The sequence below is a fragment of the Streptomyces sp. CGMCC 4.7035 genome, assembly GCF_031583065.1.
Taxonomy (GTDB): domain Bacteria; phylum Actinomycetota; class Actinomycetes; order Streptomycetales; family Streptomycetaceae; genus Streptomyces; species Streptomyces yaanensis.
The window spans coordinates 7206623-7225673 of the sequence record NZ_CP134053.1 but is presented as its reverse complement, the minus strand read 5'-3'; the positions used below and the strand labels follow the sequence as shown (position 1 = coordinate 7225673).

Sequence of the window (19051 nt, the reverse complement as noted above, 5' to 3'; positions counted from 1 at the left end):
TCCAGGAAGTGCGGCGGTCGATCGGTGCCTGAGCATAGTCGGGCGCCCCGCTGGGGAACTTTGCCGCTGTCACCAAGCTCACGTATCACTGAGATGGGCGTACCCCTAAAATTTGGGTTACTTAACGGTAATTAGCGTCGGCACCACTGCGTCTTTGGAGCGTGAGAGACCTTGGCCGGATCGGCTGACTTCGACCTGTACCGCCCGTCCGAGGAGCACGACATGCTCCGCGACGCGATCCGCTCGCTGGCCGAGGCGAAGATAGCGCCGTACGCCGCCGCGGTGGACGAGGAGGCGCGCTTCCCGCAGGAGGCGCTGGAGGCGCTCGTCGCCAATGACCTGCACGCGGTGCACGTACCCGAGGAGTACGGCGGCGCGGGCGCGGACGCGCTCGCCACGGTCATCGTGATCGAGGAGGTGGCACGCGTGTGCGTGTCCTCCTCCCTCATCCCGGCCGTGAACAAGCTCGGCTCGCTCCCGGTGATCCTCTCCGGCTCCGAGGAGCTGAAGAAGAAGTACCTGGGCCCGCTGGCCAAGGGCGACGGGATGTTCTCCTACTGCCTGTCCGAGCCGGAGGCGGGCTCCGACGCGGCCGGCATGAAGACGCGCGCGGTCCGCGACGGGGACCACTGGGTCCTCAACGGCGTGAAGCGCTGGATCACCAACGCGGGCGTCTCCGAGTACTACACGGTCATGGCGGTGACCGACCCCGAGAAGCGTTCCAAGGGCATATCCGCCTTCGTCGTCGAGAAGTCCGACCCGGGCGTCTCCTTCGGCGCCCCGGAGAAGAAGCTCGGCATCAAGGGCTCCCCGACCCGCGAGGTCTACCTCGACAACGTCCGCATCCCGGCCGACCGCATGATCGGCGAGGAGGGCACCGGCTTCGCCACGGCGATGAAGACCCTCGACCACACCCGCATCACCATCGCCGCGCAGGCCCTCGGTGTCGCCCAGGGCGCCTTCGACTACGCCAAGAACTACGTCAAGGAGCGCAAGCAGTTCGGCAAGCCGATCGCCGACTTCCAGGGCATCCAGTTCATGCTCGCCGACATGGCCATGAAGATCGAGGCGGCCCGTCAGCTGACGTACGCGGCGGCGGCCAAGTCGGAGCGGGGCGACAGCGACCTGACCTTCCAGGGCGCCGCCGCCAAGTGCTTCGCCTCGGACGTGGCGATGGAGGTCACCACGGACGCGGTCCAGCTGCTGGGCGGCTACGGCTACACCCGTGACTACCCGGTCGAGCGCATGATGCGCGACGCGAAGATCACCCAGATTTATGAGGGCACGAACCAGGTGCAGCGGATCGTCATGGCCAGGAACCTCCCCTGACCGACTGACCGACTGACCGACTGACCGACTGCTACTGACCGACGCTCAGACGGCGACCGCCAGCTCATAGCCGGCGGTTCGCACGTCTGTGCACAGGGCCCGGCAGTTCTCGAAGAGGATCCCGAACTCGGGGTGGTCCCTCCACCCCTTCAGGGAATCGCGGTCGCGCCATGAGGAGAACGAGACGAAGTGGTTCGGCTCGTGCCGTTCCCTGATGAGCCGGGCCCACAGAAAGCCGTCATTGGCCTCCTTGGTCCAGCTGAGGAACTCCGTCCACCGTTCCAGGAACTCCTCGGCCCTGCCGTCGGCCACGTGCCAGTCTCCCGAGGCCCAGTAACTGCTGTCCTCCGCCATCGCGCTCACCTCATTCCGTGGCCCCCGGGCCTCAGCGTAGGGCGGGAACTGCTTGTGCCGCAGCGGTCATGACGAGGGGGCGCCGACCGCATGGTCGGCGCCCCCTCGTCGCGGTGAAGCCGCCTCAGTTGCTGCTGACCGTCACCGTCTCGTCGTTCTTCAGCTCGTTCACCAGCGTCTTGACCTTGGCCTTGTCCCAGACCAGGTTGCCGCCGTTCGAACCGGATATCGGCATGTTCATCGACTTTCCGTCGCCGCCGCTGACGCCCTTCATCGCCCAGAACATGGACCCCAGGTCCCACAGGCTCATGTCCTTGTCGACGATCAGGGAGTCCAGGCCCGCGCTCATCGTCGGGTAGAACGCGAAGGGGTTCAGGATCGTCGACGGGGTCGCGACCTGGTGGGCCAGCGCGGAGAGGAACTTCTGCTGGTTCTTCGTGCGCTGCAGGTCGCTGGTGGCGAAGGCGTGCCGGGTGCGGACGAAGGCGAGGGCCTCCTCGCCGTTCAGCGTCTGCTTGCCCGCCTTGAAGTCGGCGCCCGAGTACTTGTCCTTGAAGCCCTTGTCGATGGTGATCTCGACGCCGCCGACCGCGTCCACGATGTTCGCGAAGCCGGCGAAGCCGATCTCCACGTAGTGGTCGATGTGCAGCCCGGTGTTGTACTCGATCGTGCGGACCAGCAGCGTCGGCCCGTCCTCCGCGTACGCCGCGTTCAGCTTGACGTGCCGGCCGGTGCCCTTGAAGGTCTTGCCCGACTGGGAGCCCACATAGGTCGGTACCTCGACGTCCGAGTCGCGGGGCAGCGATATCAGCGTGTCGCCGTTGTCGCCGACGTGCAGGATCATCATCGAGTCCGTCCGCTTGCCGTCGGCGGACCCGGTGTGCAGCTTCTTCTTGTCCTCGGACGACAGGCCCGCGCGGCTGTCGGAGCCGACGATCAGGTAGTTCGTGCCCTCGCCCGCGGACGGCCGGTCGATGACCTTGGAGAGGTCGACGTCGCGGTGGAGCTTGGAGTCGGCCCAGAAGTACGTGGCTATCGAGGTCACCGCCACCACGGTGACCAGCGTGATCGCGGTCCACTTGATCCGCCGGCGCCAGTTCGGCGCCGGGCGCGGATCCTGGGGGCCGAAGCCGCCCGGGCCCTGGGGGCCGGCCGGCGAGCCGTAGACCTGGCCCGTGTTGTAATCGCTGTCGTAGCCGCCGTACCCCTGGTCGCCCTGGTACGTCGGCTGCTGCGGCACCCCGCCGTACGGCGGCGCGGCCTGAGGGCCGCCGGGCATGCCGGGCTCGCGCCGGACCTGCCGCATCACACGCGCGCTCTCAGGTTGCGCGCTGCCGCTGCCGCGTCCGTAGCGGTTGCCGCGGTTGTCGTCGGACCATGCCTCGGGCCAATCGTTCATGCGCCCCAGTGTGCAGGGTCCGGGTATGTGCGTTACAAGGGCCGGAGAAGAACGGGGTCAGGGCTGTTGCCAAGCTGACACAAAGTCTCCGGATGTCGCCTCCGGCATAAGGTGGAGGGCATGACAGACCAGGCCCCCGCCCCGGAATCAGAAATTCTGGGCGAAACCACGGGTGATCTCCCCGGGAAGCCCACCTCCGCGTCCCGGACCACCCTCAGCCACATCATGACCCACAACGACACCAACCTGCTGGGCACGGTGCACGGTGGCGTGATCATGAAACTCGTCGACGACGCGGCGGGTGCCGTGGCCGGCCGGCACTCCGGCGGCCCGGCCGTGACCGCGTCCATGGACGAGATGGCGTTCCTGGAGCCGGTCAGGGTCGGCGACCTCGTCCATGTGAAGGCCCAGGTCAACTGGACCGGTCGTACCTCGATGGAGGTCGGCGTACGGGTGCTGGCCGAGCGCTGGAACGAGTCGGCGCCGGCCACCCAGGTCGGCTCCGCCTACCTCGTCTTCGCCGCGGTCGACGCCGACGGCAAGCCGCGTACGGTGCCGCCGGTCGTCCCGGAGACGGAGCGCGACAAGCGCCGCTACCAGGAGGCCCAGATCCGCCGCACCCACCGCCTGGCCCGTCGCCGCGCGATCATGGAGCTGCGGGAGAAGAGGGCGGCGGAGGGGTACGCGGACTGAGGGTCACGCGCCGCTGCGGGCCCCGCCCGGCGGCCCGCAGCACCATCGGTTGACCCTCTACGACGGGCACACCACCTCGTCCCCGGTCACCACCGCCTCCTGCGACCCCTGCGGCCGCGGCTCCGCCGCCTTCACCCGCCGCACCTCCTTGAAGTCCGCTCCCGCGGTCACCTTCAACGTCGGCCCCTGCCCGGGCACCGCGCGCAGTTCGCTGCCCGGCAGGGCCGCCGCGAGAGCCTTCGCCGAGCGGTCCCAGCGCGGGTCGTAAGCGACAACCGTGCGCCGGACCGAACGGTCCGCCGCGTTCGCCGGCTTCCGCGTCGTGCGGAACCCGGTGGCCGCGAGCGCGTCGTCCACGCGCTTGCCGAGACCCTCGGTGGCCGTCCCGTTCTCGACCTGCACCCTGATCTGCTGCGGGTCCACGTCCACGCCCACCGGGGCCTTCTCCTTCGGGCGGGGCGGGGCGAGCGGCCTGTCGTCGCGCAGCGACCGGAACAGGGCCCGCGCCTTCGCGTCGTCCCACTTCACCGTCGAGCCGAGGCCCTTGACCTGGTAGGTCATCTCCCCGATCGGCACGGTCGTGAACTCGGACGAGCGCGGCGTGAAGTTCCGCATCGCCCGGCCGAGGTCGAGCAACTCGTCCGCCCCGAAGCCCCGGTCCGCCCGCACCGAGCCGAGCACGGCCTGCGCCACGTCCCGGAACTTGAGCGGGTTCAGCAGTACGCCCGAGGATGTCGCCCGGTCGATCAACGCCGCCAGGAACTTCTGCTGCCGCTGCATCCGGCCCAGGTCGGAGGCGCCGTCGACATGCCGGGACCGTACGTACTGAAGCGCCTGCCCGCCGCTGAGCACCTGTGAGCCCGCGGCCAGGTCGAGCCCGGTGTACGGGTCCTTCAGCCGCTGCGGCGTGCAGACCCGTACGCCGCCCAGTACGTCCACTGTCCGCATGAAGCTGATGAAGTCGACCTCCAGATAGTGGTCGATCTTGAGGTGCGTCATGTTCTCGATCGTGCGCACGGTCAGGTTCGGGCCGCCCTCCGCGTACGCCGCGTTCAGCCGGATCGGGTGGGCGTCGTGCTGCTGCCCGGTCGGGTCGGCGTGCCCCGGCACCTCCGCGTACGAGTCGCGCGGCAGACTCACGATGGTGGCCCGCTCCCGGTCCTCGGCGATGTGCACGATCATGATCGTGTCGGTGCAGTGGCAGGGCGCGCCGCCGAGGCGGTATTTCCGCCGCTCCTCCTCAGTGATCTTGTCGCGGCCGTCGGTGCCGACCAGCAGCACGTTCATGCCGTGGCCCGCCGCGGGGCGGTTCTTCATGTCCTTGAAGGGGTCGACCCGGGCGATGCCCTCGTCAAGGCTCGTGATCACCGCGTGCCCGATACCGGCCGAGATGAGGACCGTCACGGAGAGCGTCGTGGCCACCCGCGTGGCCCAGCCCGGCTTCCTCCGCCGTTCGGGCGGCCGCCGGGCGGGGGAGCGGCGGGCCGGCTGGGGGCGCGCGGGGGAGCGGGTGGTCGTCGTGGGCACGGGGGAGACCTCCGCGAGGCTGGGCGTGGGCGTCCGCGAGCACCGTAGGCCGATACGATCTGTGGCCCTCGGTGGCACCCGGGCGGCGCGCACCGGTGTCCCCCGTTCGCGGTAACGTGAGCCCCCTATGAACGCCAAGCCCGACGTGCGGCTCCCCGCCGTGTCTGTGATCATGCCCGTCCTCAACGAGGAGCGGCATCTGCGCGGAGCCGTCCAAGCGATCCTCGCCCAGGAGTACGGCGGCGAGATGGAGGTCGTGATCGCCCTCGGTCCGTCCACGGACCGTACGGACGAGATCGCGGCCGAACTGGTCCGCGAGACTGCATCCGATCAACGCGCGCGTGTGCACACGGTCCCGAACCCGACCGGCCGTACGCCCGCCGCGCTCAACGCCGCGATCAAGGCCTCCCGCCACCCGATCGTGGTCCGCGTCGACGGCCACGGCATGCTCTCGCCGAACTACATCGCGACCGCCGTGCGCCTCCTGGAGGAGACCGGCGCGCAGAACGTCGGCGGCATCATGCACGCCGAGGGCGAGAACGACTGGGAGCACGCGGTCGCCGCCGCCATGACCTCGAAGATCGGCGTCGGGAACGCCGCCTTCCACACGGGCGGCGAGGCCGGTGCGGCGGAGACGGTCTACCTGGGTGTCTTCCGGCGCGAGGCCCTGGAGCAACAGGGCGGCTACAACGAGGAGTTCATCCGCGCCCAGGACTGGGAGCTGAACTTCCGGATCCGTGAGGCGGGTGGCCTCATCTGGTTCTCGCCCGAGCTGAAGGTGTCGTACCGGCCGCGGCCCAGCGTGAAGGCGCTCGCCAAGCAGTACAAGGACTACGGGCGCTGGCGGCACGTCGTCGCCCGCTACCACGAGGGCTCCATCAACCTGCGCTACCTCGCCCCGCCGACCGCGGTCTGCGCGATAGCGGCGGGTGTCGTGGTGGGCGCGACCCTGACCCCGCTCGGGTTCGTGATCCCAGGTGGTTACCTCGCGGCGATCGCCCTCGGCTCCCTCCCGGCGGGCAAGGGCCTGCCGCTGAAGGCGCGGCTGCAGATCCCCGTCGCCCTCGCCACCATGCACATGTCGTGGGGCTGGGGCTTCCTGACCAGCCCGAAGGCGCTGGCGAAGAAGGTCATCGCGTCGCGGCGGCCGGCGGTGCTGACCGAGGCCTAGGAGGCACCGAAGGCCCCTTCCCGAAGCAACAGGGAAGGGGCCATCGCGATGTCCGGCAGGGGCTCAGCCGCAGTGCAGTCGGGGCATTCCCGATGCGGACGCGCCCGGGTGCCGCCGCATCCGGGCCCGGCCGCTGCCCGAGGCACCGAAACCGGCCGGGGCCTGCCGTCTTGAACGGCAGGCCCCGGTTCGTCGTGGGGGACGGCCCGTCGAGACCGTCCCCCACGGGACTACCACCGGTACGGCGAGTACACCGGCATGCAGCCGGTCTCCGAGCCGTTGATCGCGTCAGCGCCTTCCGGGACATAGCCGGCCTTCGGCGTGGACTGCTTCGGATAGGCCGTGCCGGAGCGCCAGTCGGCGCCCACCACGAGGGTGACACCGGACACATCGGTCGACTTCTTCACCGAAGTCAGCGGAATCCCGAGCGCGTTGGCCACGCGCTGGGCATCGCCCTCCAGTTCGGCGCTCGGGTAGCGCACCACCGTCTTGGCTTCGGCCGGCGCGGTCGTGGAGTCGGTCTGCGCCTTGGCGAAACCCTTCCCCGCCAGCACCTGGGCCACCGCGCTGGCCCGGCCACTGACGGGGGCCAGCGTCGAGGAGCGGGTGCCGTTCTGCACGATCACACCGATCTGGTCGTCCGGGTCCGCCGGCGTCTTGGAGGCCTGCGCCTTGCCCGGGGTCGTGCTCTTCTGCTCCGAGGACGCTCCGCTCTTGTCGAAGGGCACGTCGTCACGGATCATCTCCCACATCTTGTCGGCCTCGCCGGGCGCGGGAATCAGATGCTCCTTGTTCTGCGGGTCCTGGACCGTCGGCATGGTCAGCATGGTGATGCGGTTGGTCGGCACCGTCTTGAGCTGCATGCCGAGGTCGTAGAGCTTCTTGACCGTGCCGATCTCCTTGGAGACCGTCAGGGACTTGGTGGCGGCCTCCGCCAGGGCCATCAGCCGCCCGGTGTCGGTGAAGACGTTCTGCTCGCGCAGCGTGCGGATCATCGAGTTCATGTACATGTGCTGGGCCTTCGCACGACCCAGGTCGCTCTCGAAGGCGTGCCGCGTGCGCAGCCACTGGAGTGCCTGCTCGCCCTTGACCTTGTGCGTGCCCTCCGTCAGCTTCAGGCCGGAGCCCCCGGGCACCCCGGGCTTCGGGCGGTCCCACACGTTCTGTTTCACACAGACATCGACACCGCCGATGGCGTCCGCCATCTTCACCACGCCTGCGAAGTCGATCGTCATCCAGTGGTCGATGTAGACATTGGTGAGATTCTGCCAGGTGGCCAGCGTGCAGCCGGCGCCGCCGCGGGCCAGCGACTCGTTGATGATTCTGTTGGTCTCCCCGTACTTCGTGCCCGTGTCAGGGTCCTTGCACTTGGGGATCTCGACCCGGGTGTCGCGCGGAATGCTCACCACCGCGGCGCTCTTGCGATCCGCGGACAGGTGGATGAGCATCTGGACGTCGCCCAGCGGCGGACTGCCGCGGTTTTCCCTGCTGCCGCCCAGCGCGACGTTCGCGTCGGAGTTACGGCTGTCGGAGCCGATCAGCAGGATGTTTATGGGTGTCTGGCCGTCCGAGTTCGGCTGCGCCTTTGCGGCCTTGGAGTCTCCGCTGCTGCGCTCACCCTTGCGGATGTTGCTGTTCAGGTGCTGGTAGTAGAGGTATCCCGCCCCGGCGGTGCCGAGTATCACTACCGCCAGGACCGACGCCGACCAGCGTAGGACGCGGCGTCTGCGGGGCGGGTGCGTGCCGCCTCCGCCGCCGTATCCGCGACCTTTTCCTCCGCCGCTGCCGTGCCGGCCGTGGGCGTGCGGCTCGGACGACGCATCGTCGTCACCCTTTTGAACGGCTCCGCCGTTCTCCTCGTACTGACTGTCGTTCCAGCCGAGTTCCGCGGCCTGCCGGACACGTGTCCGCTCCCCCTTCCCGCGCACACTGTTCTGCACCAAGTCCCTGCCTCCCCACCCTGCGCCCGTAAACGGGTCCGTTCCGTGGTCCGGGAGGGCGCGTTGTGGCGCCTCCGGGACCTCCGTCGTACAGCGGAGCGCCCCGTCGCGCCCCACCGCTTGTTTCCGCGTCCAGTAGTTGGACGCTTGACGCGCCCGGCGGGATGTACACGCCGGACGCGTTCTTGCGTCCTGTCAGACGCGCAACGGACCCTTCAGGTCATCACGTCGAGCAGACTTGCTTGTCCGCGGTGGCCTTCTGGATGTCCTCCGGCGCCTTGGTCGGTGCGGTCAGGGACACCCCGGCCCCCTTGAAGTCCTTGCCGAGGGTCAGCACGATCGCGGGCAGGCCCTGGGCATTCTTCTCGCTCTGGCCCGGCTTCATCGCCGACGCGGGCAGCCCCATGAGGTCCGCCAGCTTCCGCGCCTGGTCGGCCTGGTCGGGAGAGTACTCGAGGGTCGTCTTGCTGAGCGTTTCCTTCGCGTTGCCGAGTTGGCTGGACTTGGTGACGCCCTTGGTGTTCTGCAGCCAGTTGAGAGTTGTCTGTGCGCTGCCGCCTGGGGCGCCACCGTTGTAGATGTCGACGCGGATGTCGGAGGCGGCGGAGCGGGTGCCCTTGAGACGGGCGGCCACGGCGGCGCTCTCCTTCTTCTTCTGCTGCTTGACCTTGGTCAGCGAGACGTCGTCGTTGATCATCTGGAACAGCTGCCCGGCTGCCGGCTCCCTGAGGACCACGGTCGCCTTGATCTTTTCGGCGGGGTTGTCGTTCACGGGCACCGTGGTGAAGGTGATGTTCTTCGTCGGCACCTTCTTCAGTTCGAGCGCGATGTCCTTGAGCGTGCTCACCTTTTTGATGCCCTGGTCGACGGTGAGTGCGTTCGTGGCGGCCTCCGCCAGGTCCAGCAGCTTGGCCGGGTTGGTGAGCGTGTCGCTGGAGGTCATCTTCCGGGCCAGCGAGCCGAGGAACTGCTGCTGCACCTTGATCCGGTCCAGGTCGCCCCCGAATCCGAAACTGTGCCGGGTGCGTACGAAGGCGAGGGCCTGCTCCCCTTCGAGCTTGTGCGGGCCCTTCGTCAACTTGAGGTGCGACTTCTCGTCGTTGATGTCCTTGCCCACGCAGACATCGACCCCGCCCACCGCTGAGGTCAGTGTCTTCACCGCGTTGAAGTCGACCATCATGAAGTGGTCGGGTGCGATGCCGGTGAGTTCCTTGACCGTGAGCATCGTGCAGCCCGGGTCGCGGAGCTCCTGGCCGAGGCTCGTGTTGAAGCGGACCTTCTCCGTGCCGCCGATGACCTTGGTGGTGCCGTCGGCCTGCTTCGTCGGGCAGTCCGGGACGTTGACGATCAGGTCGCGCGGGATGCTCAGCGCGGTCGCGTTCGTCCGGTCCTTGGACACGTGCAGCAGGATGTTGGTGTCGGCGTGTCCGACGCTGCCCTTGTCGCCGTAGCCGGAGTTACCCTTGCCGGTTCGCTTGTCGGTGCCGATGATCAGGATGTTGAAGGCGTCGTTCTTGCTGAAGCCGTTCTTGGCGGCGCTGCCGACGTCCACCGTCGAGACGTTGCCCTCAAGGTGCTTGAGGTAGAGATAGCCGGCGCCGGTGACCGCGACCAGCACGAGGGCCATGCTGCCGCCGGTCCAGAGCAGTATCTTCTTGGCTTTGCCCTTCTTGGGTTTCGTACGCCCTCGGCGGCGCCCCGGCGGCGGCTCCGCGGGCGCGCCCCGGCGGCGCTGCCCCGGGAGTGCATCCGGATCGGGCTCTCGCGAGCCGGGTGTCGTGCGCGTGCGCCCCTGCGGGTTTCCGGGCGGCGCCCCCCGTCGCGGTCTGGGCACCGACGACTGCGGAGCGGAAGGGCTCAGTCGCAGTTCGTATTCTCCGGTGTTCGGGTTGAGTACCCACTGGTCTGCGGGATCGATGTTGTCCGCCCGCCCACGGCCTTGCGCGTCCACGGTTGTCCGAATCCTCCGTCGGGGCCACGCGGCGCCGTCCCCCTCGGCGCTCGGGTCTCTTCAGCCGGTGCGCGGGCCCAGGACGGACCTCAAAGGCGTGGCACCGGATCGCTCACACTATCCGCCCAGTTCAGCGTCGAGCGACGGCGGTGACAAATTCCACTCCCCTACAACCGGGCAATCCGCCCCATTTCTCAGAGAGTTCTTAGCTCAGGCGTTCCTCGGCTTTGTGTGCGCTTTACTCGCAGGCGTCCTCGGCGGCCGTGTTCCCGCTGAAAGTGGGCGGCGGTTCTGGGGTCCGTCTCGGGGTTCGGATGCCGGCGAACCGCTTTCCGGTGGACTTTCCGTTGTCGCGCGACTCCTCGCCGTTACCGTGACCGGGTGCCGTATTGCTTGTTTTTGAGGAGGAATTGTCCGGAACTTCCTTCGTGACCTCGACGGGCCGGTCCGCACGCAGCCGCGCGAAGAGTTTCCCCGCCGCGGGTTCCACGAGTTGGTCGCGATTGGCGTTGTAGGGGTACGAGGTGCGCGGCACGGTCAGGAACTGCACGTGCTGGGTGGGGAGGTTCCGCACCCCGCGCACGAGTTCGTAGAGTCCGCGCAGGCTCGCCAGGGCCGGGTCCGTGGTGAGGGACGACGTGGCCGCGTCGAGGACGGGATACAGCTTCACGGGATTCAGCAGGACGTCATCGCTGCGCACCTTGCTGACGAGCGCGCCGAGAAAGAGCTGCTGGCGCCCCATCCGGTCGGTGTCGCTGCCGTCACCGAGGCTCTTGCGGGCGCGTACGTAGCCCAGCGCCTGTTCGCCGTCGAGCGTCACCTTGCCCGCGGGCAGTTTCAGCTTGGCGTCCTTGTCGTCGATCGGCTTCTTGAGGCACACCTCGACGCCGTCGAGCGCGTCGACCATCTCCTTGAAGCCGTTGAAGTCGACGACCATGTGGTGGTCGATCCGGATGTTCGTCAGCTTCTCCACGGTACGGATCGTGCAGGCCGAACCCCCGCTCTCGAAGGCGAGGTTGAACATCGTGAACACCGGCTCGGTGCGGCTGCCGTCCCGCCGGCGGCAGCTGGGCAGGTGGACCATGAGGTCGCGGGGGAGGGAGACGGCGGTTGCGCTGCGCCGGTCGGCCGCGAGGTGCAGCAGGATCGTGGTGTCGGACCGCTCGGTCCCGGAATCCCTGCCGTACTGGCGGTTCCCGTTGCCCGACCGCCTGTCGGAACCGATGAGCAGGATGTTCACCGCGCCGCGCACGAGTGCTGTGGGCCGCTCCTTCTCGTACCGGGCGAGCTCGGAGGCGGCGTCGTTGTCCGCGGTGATGTTCGAGTTCAGCTTCTCGTAGGCGACCCATCCGGCCCCGGCGGCCCCGAGTACGAGCACGGCGACCCCGAGCACGGACCGGCGCACCCAACGCCGACGCCGATGGCGTATGAGCCCGGGACCGGTGGGGACGGCTCCACCCGGCCACCGTGGGGTGCCTTTGGTCGTCACTGCCGGGGCCACCCCCTCTTGGCAAAAGAGCATGTCGGGCTGTTACGACCATGGCCCGGGGCGGGGGTGCGGGGCGGGTGGTGCTAGCCCGAACGGGGGATGGGGCTTCGCGCGCCCCATAGGGGCGCGGGGCTGTGACATGGTGCGGCTCCGCCGCGTGGGCGCGAACGCGCCCCGATCAGGGGCGCGGGGCTGTGACATGGTGCGGCTCCGCCGCGTGGGCGCGCACGCGCCCCGATCAGGGGCGCGGGGAACTGCGCGACCAGCCACCGACGACCCGCGGTGAACGGACGGCCCACAGTTCCCAACGGCTCAACCCGCGGAGCGAACCGGCTCAACCCGCGGAGCGAACCGGCTCAACCCGCGGAGCGACCCGCGGCGCGAGCCGTAACCCTCTCGCTCTCGATCCGCTTGTCCAGCGCCTTCTCGTCCAGCCGCTCCAGATGCCGGCAGAGCACCACCGAGCCCCCCGTGGCCAACGGCGCGTACAACCCGGCGCTCAGCCCCTCCCACGTGTCGTACGACAGCCCCGAGAGCATCCGCGACCCGGGCCCCTTCAGGCCGAGCCCCGCGGCGTCCGCGCGGGCCCGTTCGACGACCTCCGCGCCCGTGTACTCCGCCCCGGCGACGATCAGCGCCGGCTCCTCCGGGTCGACGGGCGCATACGGCTGGAAGCGGTCGCCCTGGCTCGGCACCTCGACCGCGTAGTCGACGAAGCCGTCCGGGGTCTGCGGGAAGCGGCCACCGAGGGGGCGCAGGGCGAGGGCGACACGCTCCCCGGAACAGGCGCGCGCCGCGTCCAGCGTGTCGGGTCCGCTGACGACGACGTCGGCGGCGCCCGCTTCGCCGCCGACATCCGCGACGGCACCCACGGACGCGCACGCGAGCAGCCACACCGCCGTCTGCCAGTGCGCGGGCAGCAGTAGCGCGACCCGGTCGCCGGGCCCGGCGGCGAGGTCACCCTGGAGGAGATTGGCGGTCTTGGCCACCCAATTGGAGAAGGTGGCCACGGAGAGTTCGACGCGTTCGCCCGTGGCGTCGTCGTAGAAGGTCACCAGGGGGCGCGCGGGGTCCGTGGCGAGCGCGGATCGCAGCAGGTCGGCAGGGGTGTGGTCGGTGGCGTTCACGCGCGCAAGCGTACGCGGGGGCGGCCGGCGGGGCCGACCGGCGGGCGGGTGGGGGGCCACCGGTTCGGCGGAGCGGAGTCGACTGTCCGTCAAATCCCCGATGGACATATATGTCTGACTATGTCCAAGATCAGGAGCATGCGTGGATACCTTGCTTCCTCGATCGGCGTCACCTGTGCGGCGGTACTGACCCTGTCGTCCGCCCTCCCGGCCATGGCGGCCGTGCCGGGTGGGCGGGCATCGTCGGCCGTGGCGGCCGTGGCGGCCGTGCCGGGTGGGCGGGCATCGTCGGTCGTGCCGGTCACCGAGTCGGCGCCCGTCCCCGGCAGTACCCAGTCCCTCCCCCTTGTGCCTCTCACCGGTCCCCGCGCCACCGGAGTGCTGCCCGAACGGGGGCTCGGCCCCCAGGCCGTACGCTCCTTCTCGCTGGTCGGCGTCGTCTGGGACGACCCGGGCATCGAACTGAACGGCCGCGTCCAGCTCCGTACCCGGGCCAGCGGCACGACCCGGTGGTCCGACTGGCAGGAGGTCGAGACGCACAACGCCGGTCACGGCCCCGACCCCGGCACCATGGAGGGTGGTTCCAGCCGGATGCGCGGATCGACGGAGCCGCTGTGGGTAGGCGACTCGGACGGCATCGAGGTGAGGGTGCGCGCGGAGGAGGGCCACGTCGGCACGACACGCGCGCCCGTACTCCCCGACGGGCTGCGGGTCGAACTGGTCGACCCCGGCGCACAGTCACTGGCAGGCGCCCCCACGCAGACCTCGCACGCCGTCGCCCCGGTGGATCCGCCGGGCACGGACGAATCCGACACCGTCCCGGGCGCGTACTTCTCCGCGTCCGCCCCCAACGCCGACCTCGCGCCCCTGGATGCCTTGAAGATCCCGGCGCTCTCGAAGAAGGCGACGACGGTGGAAGCTTCGAGGGAGGCGATGCCAGGAGCCACCGAGGGCAGCGCGGAGGGCGTGCAGCCGTACATCGGCCCGCGGCCGAGCATCATCACGCGCCGTGGCTGGGGTGCCGACGAGACGCTGCGAGAGGCGGGCTTCGTCTACACGGACAAGGTGAAGGTGGCCTTCGTGCACCACACGGGGACGGGCAACAACTACAGCTGCTCGCAAGCCCCTTCCGTCATCCGCAGTATCTACCGCTACCACGTCGTGAGCAGCGGCTGGCGGGACATCGGCTACAACTTCCTCGTGGACAAGTGCGGAAACATCTACGAAGGCCGTGCGGGAGGCGTGGCGAAGCCCGTCATGGGCGCCCATACCCTCGGGTTCAACGATGACAGCATGGGGATCGCCGTCCTCGGCAGCTACTCCAGCACCAATCCCTCGGCCGCCGTGGTGAATGCCATCGCCAAGCTCAGCGCGTGGAAGCTCGGCCTCTACGGCATGGATCCCCGTGCCGCGACATACCTGACGTCCGCAGGTGGCAATCTCTACCCAAAGGGCGAGAACGCACGATTGAATGTGATCTCCGGCCATCGCGACGGATTCGCCACGGACTGCCCGGGAAGGCTGCTCTACGGCAAACTCGGCTCGGCCCGTTCCACGGCGGCTCTCTACCAGGGTCGCTGAGGGGACGGGTCACCGCACGACGCACCGCACGACGCACCACACGACGCACCGCATGACGTCGTACGGATTGTCCGTACGACGTCGTACGGTGACCGGCACCGTCATCGAAGGCGCCTCTAACGGTCCTCATAACGCCTTTAGCGGTCCTCATAACACGGTCTGCATACACTGGCCGGCCGATGGACAGTTCGGCCGGTCCCGGCAGGAAGCAGAGACGACAGGTGACAGAAGCGATCCTCCTGGTCGGCGGCAGAGGCACCCGGCTGCGCCCGCTCACGGTGCACACCCCGAAGCCCATGGTTCCGGCGGCCGGGGTCCCCTTCCTCACGCACCAGTTGGCGCGGGCGAGAGCGGCGGGCGTGGACCACATCGTGCTGGCCACGTCCTATCTGGCGGAGGTCTTCGAGCCGTACTTCGGCGACGGTTCGGCCCTCGGCCTCCACTTGGAGTACGTCACGGAGGAGGAGCCCCTCGGCACGGGCGGCGCCATCCGCAACGTGGCGAGCCGCCTCCACTCGGGCCCCGACGACCCGGTCCTCATCTTCAACGGAGACATCCTGACGGGCCTGGACATCCGCGCCCTGGTCGGCACCCACCAGTCGACAGGCGCGGACGTGTCCTTGCATCTGACGAAGGTGACGGACCCGAGGGCGTACGGTCTGGTCCCCACGGACGAGACGGGCCGGGTGACGGCGTTCCTGGAGAAGCCGCAGACCCCCGAGGAGATCGTCACCGACCAGATCAACGCCGGGGCATACGTCTTCCGCCGCTCGATCATCGACACGATCCCGGTGGGCCGCCCGGTCTCGGTGGAACGCGAGACGTTCCCGGGCCTCCTGGCGGCCGGAGCCCATCTGCAGGGCATGGTGGACTCGACGTACTGGCTGGACCTGGGCACCCCGGCCGCCTTCGTCCGCGGCTCGGCGGACCTGGTCCTGGGACGCGCCCCGTCCCCCGCGGTGCCCGGCCGCTGCGGCGACCGCCTGATCCTGCCGACGGCTTCGGTCGCCACGGACGCCAAGCTGACGGGCGGCACGGTGGTGGGCGAGGGCGCGTTCGTGGGCGAGGGCGCCCGGATCTACGGCAGCACGCTGCTGTCCGGCGCGGTCGTCGAACCCGGCGCGGTCATCACGGACTCCCTGATCGGCGCCCGCTCCCGCATCGGCGAACGCTCGATCCTCACGGGCGCGGTCATCGGCGACGGCGCGGTGGTCGGCGCGGACAACGAACTCCGCGACGGAGTACGCGTCTGGTGCGACGCGAGGATCCCGGCAGGCGCGGTCCGCTTCTCCTCGGACCAGTAGGCCACACGGCCCCGACCCGCCCGGTCCCCCCACCCGTGGGGGCGGGCTGCGTGGCCGGGCCGGTTCCGCCGGCCCGGCCGGCGTTTGAGAGGGAGGTTGCGCCATCCCGATCCCCCACCCACGCGTGGGGGCGCGCTGCGTGGCCGGGCCGGGGGTCCCGCCCAGCCCGTCCGGCGTTTTGAGGACGAGGTTGGGCCATCCCGAACCCCCGCCCACCCAGGGGCCGCGTGGCCGGGCCGGGCCCCACCAGCCCGTCTGGGGGTCCCCCCCTGCTCGAAGAGCTTGGGGGAGTTTGAGGACGAGGCCGTCAAGGCCGATACAGCGGGGGTCTGGGGGCGCAGCCCCCAGGGACGATGGGGGTCCCCCCTGCTCGAGCGAAGCCGAGAGCTTGGGGGAGGGTAGGGGCGGCGGGGGCGAAACCCTCCAGCCCCACCGCGACGCCGGGTGCTCACCCAACAGAGGGCACCCGGCCCCAAGAGCGGGCACCCGGCCCGAAAAAGAGGGCACCCGGCCCGCGCACACCTACAACCGCCCGATATCCCCCCGCCGCATCCGCGGAGCGCGCCGCGGCGGCACACGCCCACTCAACAGGATCAACCGCGCCGCCCGATGCCGCTGCCCCGCATACGGCTCCAGCAACGACAGCATCACGGAGTCATCCGCATCCCGGTCCCCCGCCAGCGCATACCCCACGATCCCCGGCAGGTGCAGATCCCCCACGGTCACCGAATCCGCCGCCCCATGACTGCGCTGCACGGTCTCCGCAGAGGTCCACGGCCCGATCCCGGGTACCACCTCCAGCCGCGCCTGCGCCTCCTCGGGCGACATCCCCACCGCCTGCTCCAGCCGCGCAGCGACCCGCACCGCCCGCAGGATCGTCGACGCCCGCTTGTTGTCGACCCCGGCCCGGTGCCACTCCCACGACGGAATCAGCGCCCACGTCCGCGGCGCCGGCATCACATGCATCCGCCCCGGCGCGGGCCCCGGCGCCGGCTCCCCGTACTTCCGTACGAGCAGTCGCCACGCCCGGTACGCCTCGTCCGTCGTGACCTTCTGCTCCAGGATCGACGGAATCAGCGACTCCAGTACCAGTCCCGTTCGCATCAGCCGCAGCCCCGGCCGCCGGTGCCGCGCCAGCGCGAGCAGCCGGTGGCGCGGCTCGAACAGGTCCGGATCGTCCAACGCGCCCAGCATCTCCGGCAGTTGCTCCAGCAGCCAGTCCGCCCCGGGCCCCCAGGCCTCCGCCTCGGCGATCCCGCCTCGCAGCGCGACCCGCAGGGTTCCCGGCCCCAGCGGCGTACGGCTGGCCCGCCACACCGACCCGTCCGGCGTCGCCCGGAACGTCGGATCCGCGGGGCCGCGCCGCAGCGGCCCGAGTACCAGCCCGAGGTCCAGTGGGCCGGGCGGGGTCCACGTCCGCCGCCGCCCCGGCGCCGGGCGCGGCGTCGCGGCCGGACGCGGCGTCGCGGCCGGACGCGGCACACTCCCGGGCACGACGACATGTCCACCGCGCACGGTCGTACGGGTGGGGCGGGGAGCGAATCGTCCGGCCACGGATGAGGTCCTAATGATGCTGGGCTGCTTATGAGGGTAGAGGGCGCGCACGCGCGTACAGGTGACTCCCCGCACAACCGCGCGCTGCGCTACTGCATGCTGCGCTACCGCGCTAGTGCACGCTGCGCTACCGCGCTAGTGCACGCTGCGCTACCGCGCTATCGCACCTCGATGAACGCCCCCGCATCCCGCTCCGGCCGCGGCCTGGGCTCCTCGGCCGGATGCCCCACCGCCACGGCCCCCATCGGCTCCCAGCTCTCCGGCAGCCCGAGCACCTCACGCACGACGCCCCGGCAGAACATCGTCGACGACACCCACGCCGAGCCGAGCCGCTCGCCGGCGAGCGCGACGAGGAGGTTCTGCACGCCGGCCCCGGTGGCGACGACGAACATCTCCCGCTCGGCCGCGTCCCGCCGCGCGTCGCCGTATGAGTGGGACCCGTCCATGACCATGCACGGGACCACGAGGTACGGCGCGTTGCGCAGCACGTCCCCGCGCCGGACACGCTTCGCGATCGACTCCTCGGTCTTCCCGTCCCGGCGCAGATCGGCGATCCACGCGTCCCGCATCGCGTCCAGCAGCCGCGTCCGCGACTCCTCGGACTCTAGGAGCACGAACCGCCACGGCGTCGTGTGGTGCGGCGCCGGCGCGGTCACGGCGGCGGCCACCGCGCGCCGTACGGCACCGGGGTCGACGGGCTCGTCGGTGAACGCCCGCACCGTACGCCGCTGGGTCACCGCCTCCCGTACCGCCTCGGAGGTGCCCAGCCGGAACATGTCGTCGCGTGCGCCGCGCACCATGGCCCGCGCTCCCTCGCCGTCGTCCCCGGCCACGAGGTGCGGCAGCCCGCGCACGACGGCGACGGGCAGTCCGGCGGCCTTGCCCTTGACCAGATCGCCGGCGGCGGCCAGTTCATCGGCGGTGGCGACGACGGTCGCGCTCAGCGGATTGCCGTGCGCGTCCGTGCCGCCGCGCAGGTCGTCGAGGACCCGTACGCCCGCGGCCCCGATGGCGACGTCGGTGAGCCCGGTGCGCCAGGGCCGCCCGAAGGTGTCCGTGACGATCACGCCGACCGCGACGCCGAGCGTGTCCCGCAGCCCGTCCCGGATGGCCCGTGCGGACGCGTCGGGGTCCTCGGGCAGCAACAGAACGGTCCCCGAAGGGGTATTGGAGGCGTCCACCCCGGCGGCGGCCATCACGAGCCCCTGCCGGTTCTCGACGATCCTGAGCGGTCCGCGCCGGGCCACGACCCGCACGGTCTCGGCGTCGATGGCGGCCTCCCGGTCGTCCGCCCGGACGACGCGCCCCTCGGCCTTGGACACGATCTTCGAGGTGACGAGCAGCACGTCCCCGTCGACGAGCCCCGGCTCGGAGGCGGCGATCAGCTTGGCGAGGTCGTCGCCCTCCCGGACCTCCGGCAGTCCGGGGACCGCCCACACCCGGTAACCGGGGGCGCCGCCGACCTCACCGCCGACCGAACCACTGTCCGCAGGTGCCCGCTCGCCACGCGGAAACCCGCCCGCGGTTCTTCTGTCGCCCGTGGTCGGTCCGCCGTCGCCTTCCGTGAACCTGGTCGGTCCGCGGTCGCCTTCCGTGAACCTGGTCGGTCCGCGGTCGCCTTCCGCGAACCCG

14 protein-coding genes are annotated in these 19051 nt (G+C 70.2%); 5 read left to right on the top strand and 9 right to left on the bottom strand.

Features of this window, described 5'->3' with window-relative positions; translation table 11 throughout:
• The first annotated feature begins 171 nt into the window (after nucleotides 1-171).
• Nucleotides 172-1329 carry an acyl-CoA dehydrogenase gene (locus tag Q2K21_RS31745; RefSeq protein WP_310778184.1) on the top strand — a complete coding sequence of 386 codons (1158 nt, stop codon included), beginning with the start codon at nucleotides 172-174 and terminating at the stop codon, nucleotides 1327-1329.
• Nucleotides 1330-1374: 45 nt separating this feature from the next.
• Here Q2K21_RS31745 and Q2K21_RS31740 read toward each other — a convergent pair whose 3' ends face one another.
• Nucleotides 1375-1683 carry an antibiotic biosynthesis monooxygenase family protein gene (locus Q2K21_RS31740; RefSeq protein WP_310778181.1) on the bottom strand — a complete coding sequence of 103 codons (309 nt, stop codon included), beginning with the start codon at nucleotides 1681-1683 and terminating at the stop codon, nucleotides 1375-1377.
• 124 nt (nucleotides 1684-1807) lie between these two features.
• On the bottom strand, nucleotides 1808-3082 hold the full coding sequence (locus Q2K21_RS31735) for an LCP family protein (RefSeq protein WP_310778179.1): 1275 nt from the start codon (nucleotides 3080-3082) through the stop codon (nucleotides 1808-1810).
• Nucleotides 3083-3202: 120 nt separating this feature from the next.
• Here Q2K21_RS31735 and Q2K21_RS31730 point away from each other — a divergent pair, with 120 nt between their 5' ends.
• Complete coding sequence (locus Q2K21_RS31730; protein ID WP_310778176.1) at nucleotides 3203-3775, top strand: acyl-CoA thioesterase; 573 nt, start codon at nucleotides 3203-3205, stop codon at nucleotides 3773-3775.
• A gap of 57 nt (nucleotides 3776-3832) precedes the next feature.
• On the opposite strand, the gene Q2K21_RS31725 is transcribed toward Q2K21_RS31730, so the two are convergent.
• A complete protein-coding gene (locus Q2K21_RS31725) occupies nucleotides 3833-5302 on the bottom strand; it encodes an LCP family protein (protein ID WP_310778171.1) in 1470 nt (489 codons plus the stop codon).
• Nucleotides 5303-5429: 127 nt separating this feature from the next.
• Between Q2K21_RS31725 and Q2K21_RS31720 the strand changes: the two genes are divergently transcribed.
• Nucleotides 5430-6473 (top strand): glycosyltransferase family 2 protein, encoded by a 1044-nt coding sequence (locus Q2K21_RS31720; protein WP_310778168.1) that lies wholly within the window; start codon nucleotides 5430-5432, stop codon nucleotides 6471-6473.
• A 230-nt stretch (nucleotides 6474-6703) separates the two neighbouring features.
• Here Q2K21_RS31720 and Q2K21_RS31715 read toward each other — a convergent pair whose 3' ends face one another.
• From Q2K21_RS31715 to Q2K21_RS31700, 4 genes are all read right to left on the bottom strand, one after another.
• The gene (locus Q2K21_RS31715) at nucleotides 6704-8416 is read right to left on the bottom strand and encodes an LCP family protein (protein ID WP_310778166.1); all 1713 of its coding nucleotides are present in this window, start codon (nucleotides 8414-8416) and stop codon (nucleotides 6704-6706) included.
• Between the two features lie 220 nt (nucleotides 8417-8636).
• A complete protein-coding gene (locus Q2K21_RS31710; RefSeq protein ID WP_310778164.1) occupies nucleotides 8637-10364 on the bottom strand; it encodes an LCP family protein in 1728 nt (575 codons plus the stop codon).
• A 238-nt stretch (nucleotides 10365-10602) separates the two neighbouring features.
• Nucleotides 10603-11886 (bottom strand): LCP family protein, encoded by a 1284-nt coding sequence (locus tag Q2K21_RS31705; protein WP_310778161.1) that lies wholly within the window; start codon nucleotides 11884-11886, stop codon nucleotides 10603-10605.
• A 323-nt stretch (nucleotides 11887-12209) separates the two neighbouring features.
• Entirely contained in the window at nucleotides 12210-12980 is a 771-nt protein-coding gene (locus tag Q2K21_RS31700; RefSeq protein WP_310778157.1) for a TIGR03089 family protein, read from the bottom strand.
• 138 nt (nucleotides 12981-13118) lie between these two features.
• On the opposite strand from Q2K21_RS31700, the gene Q2K21_RS31695 reads away from it, so the two are divergent.
• A complete protein-coding gene (locus tag Q2K21_RS31695; RefSeq protein WP_310778153.1) occupies nucleotides 13119-14561 on the top strand; it encodes a peptidoglycan recognition protein family protein in 1443 nt (480 codons plus the stop codon).
• A 221-nt stretch (nucleotides 14562-14782) separates the two neighbouring features.
• Nucleotides 14783-15865, top strand: coding sequence for a mannose-1-phosphate guanylyltransferase (gene manB, locus Q2K21_RS31690; RefSeq protein WP_310778150.1), 1083 nt, complete (start codon nucleotides 14783-14785; stop codon nucleotides 15863-15865).
• 522 nt (nucleotides 15866-16387) lie between these two features.
• Here the strand turns inward: manB and Q2K21_RS31685 are convergent.
• Nucleotides 16388-17419 (bottom strand): DNA-3-methyladenine glycosylase family protein, encoded by a 1032-nt coding sequence (locus tag Q2K21_RS31685; protein WP_310778147.1) that lies wholly within the window; start codon nucleotides 17417-17419, stop codon nucleotides 16388-16390.
• 158 nt (nucleotides 17420-17577) lie between these two features.
• Nucleotides 17578-18858, bottom strand: a complete 1281-nt coding sequence (locus Q2K21_RS31680) for a coenzyme F420-0:L-glutamate ligase (protein WP_310781347.1) — start codon at nucleotides 18856-18858, stop codon at nucleotides 17578-17580.
• Nucleotides 18859-19051: the final 193 nt, after the last annotated feature.

Bases quoted from the DNA above. Each gene is read 5' to 3' on its own strand.
- Q2K21_RS31695 (WP_310778153.1), top strand. From the start codon at position 13,119: ATGCGTGGATACCTTGCTTCCTCGATCGGCGTCACCTGTGCGGCGGTA.
- Q2K21_RS31705 (WP_310778161.1), bottom strand. From the start codon at position 11,886: ATGCTCTTTTGCCAAGAGGGGGTGGCCCCGGCAGTGACGACCAAAGGC.
- Q2K21_RS31720 (WP_310778168.1), top strand. From the start codon at position 5,430: ATGAACGCCAAGCCCGACGTGCGGCTCCCCGCCGTGTCTGTGATCATG.
- Q2K21_RS31740 (WP_310778181.1), bottom strand. From the start codon at position 1,683: ATGGCGGAGGACAGCAGTTACTGGGCCTCGGGAGACTGGCACGTGGCC.
- Q2K21_RS31730 (WP_310778176.1), top strand. From the start codon at position 3,203: ATGACAGACCAGGCCCCCGCCCCGGAATCAGAAATTCTGGGCGAAACC.
- Q2K21_RS31735 (WP_310778179.1), bottom strand. From the start codon at position 3,082: ATGAACGATTGGCCCGAGGCATGGTCCGACGACAACCGCGGCAACCGC.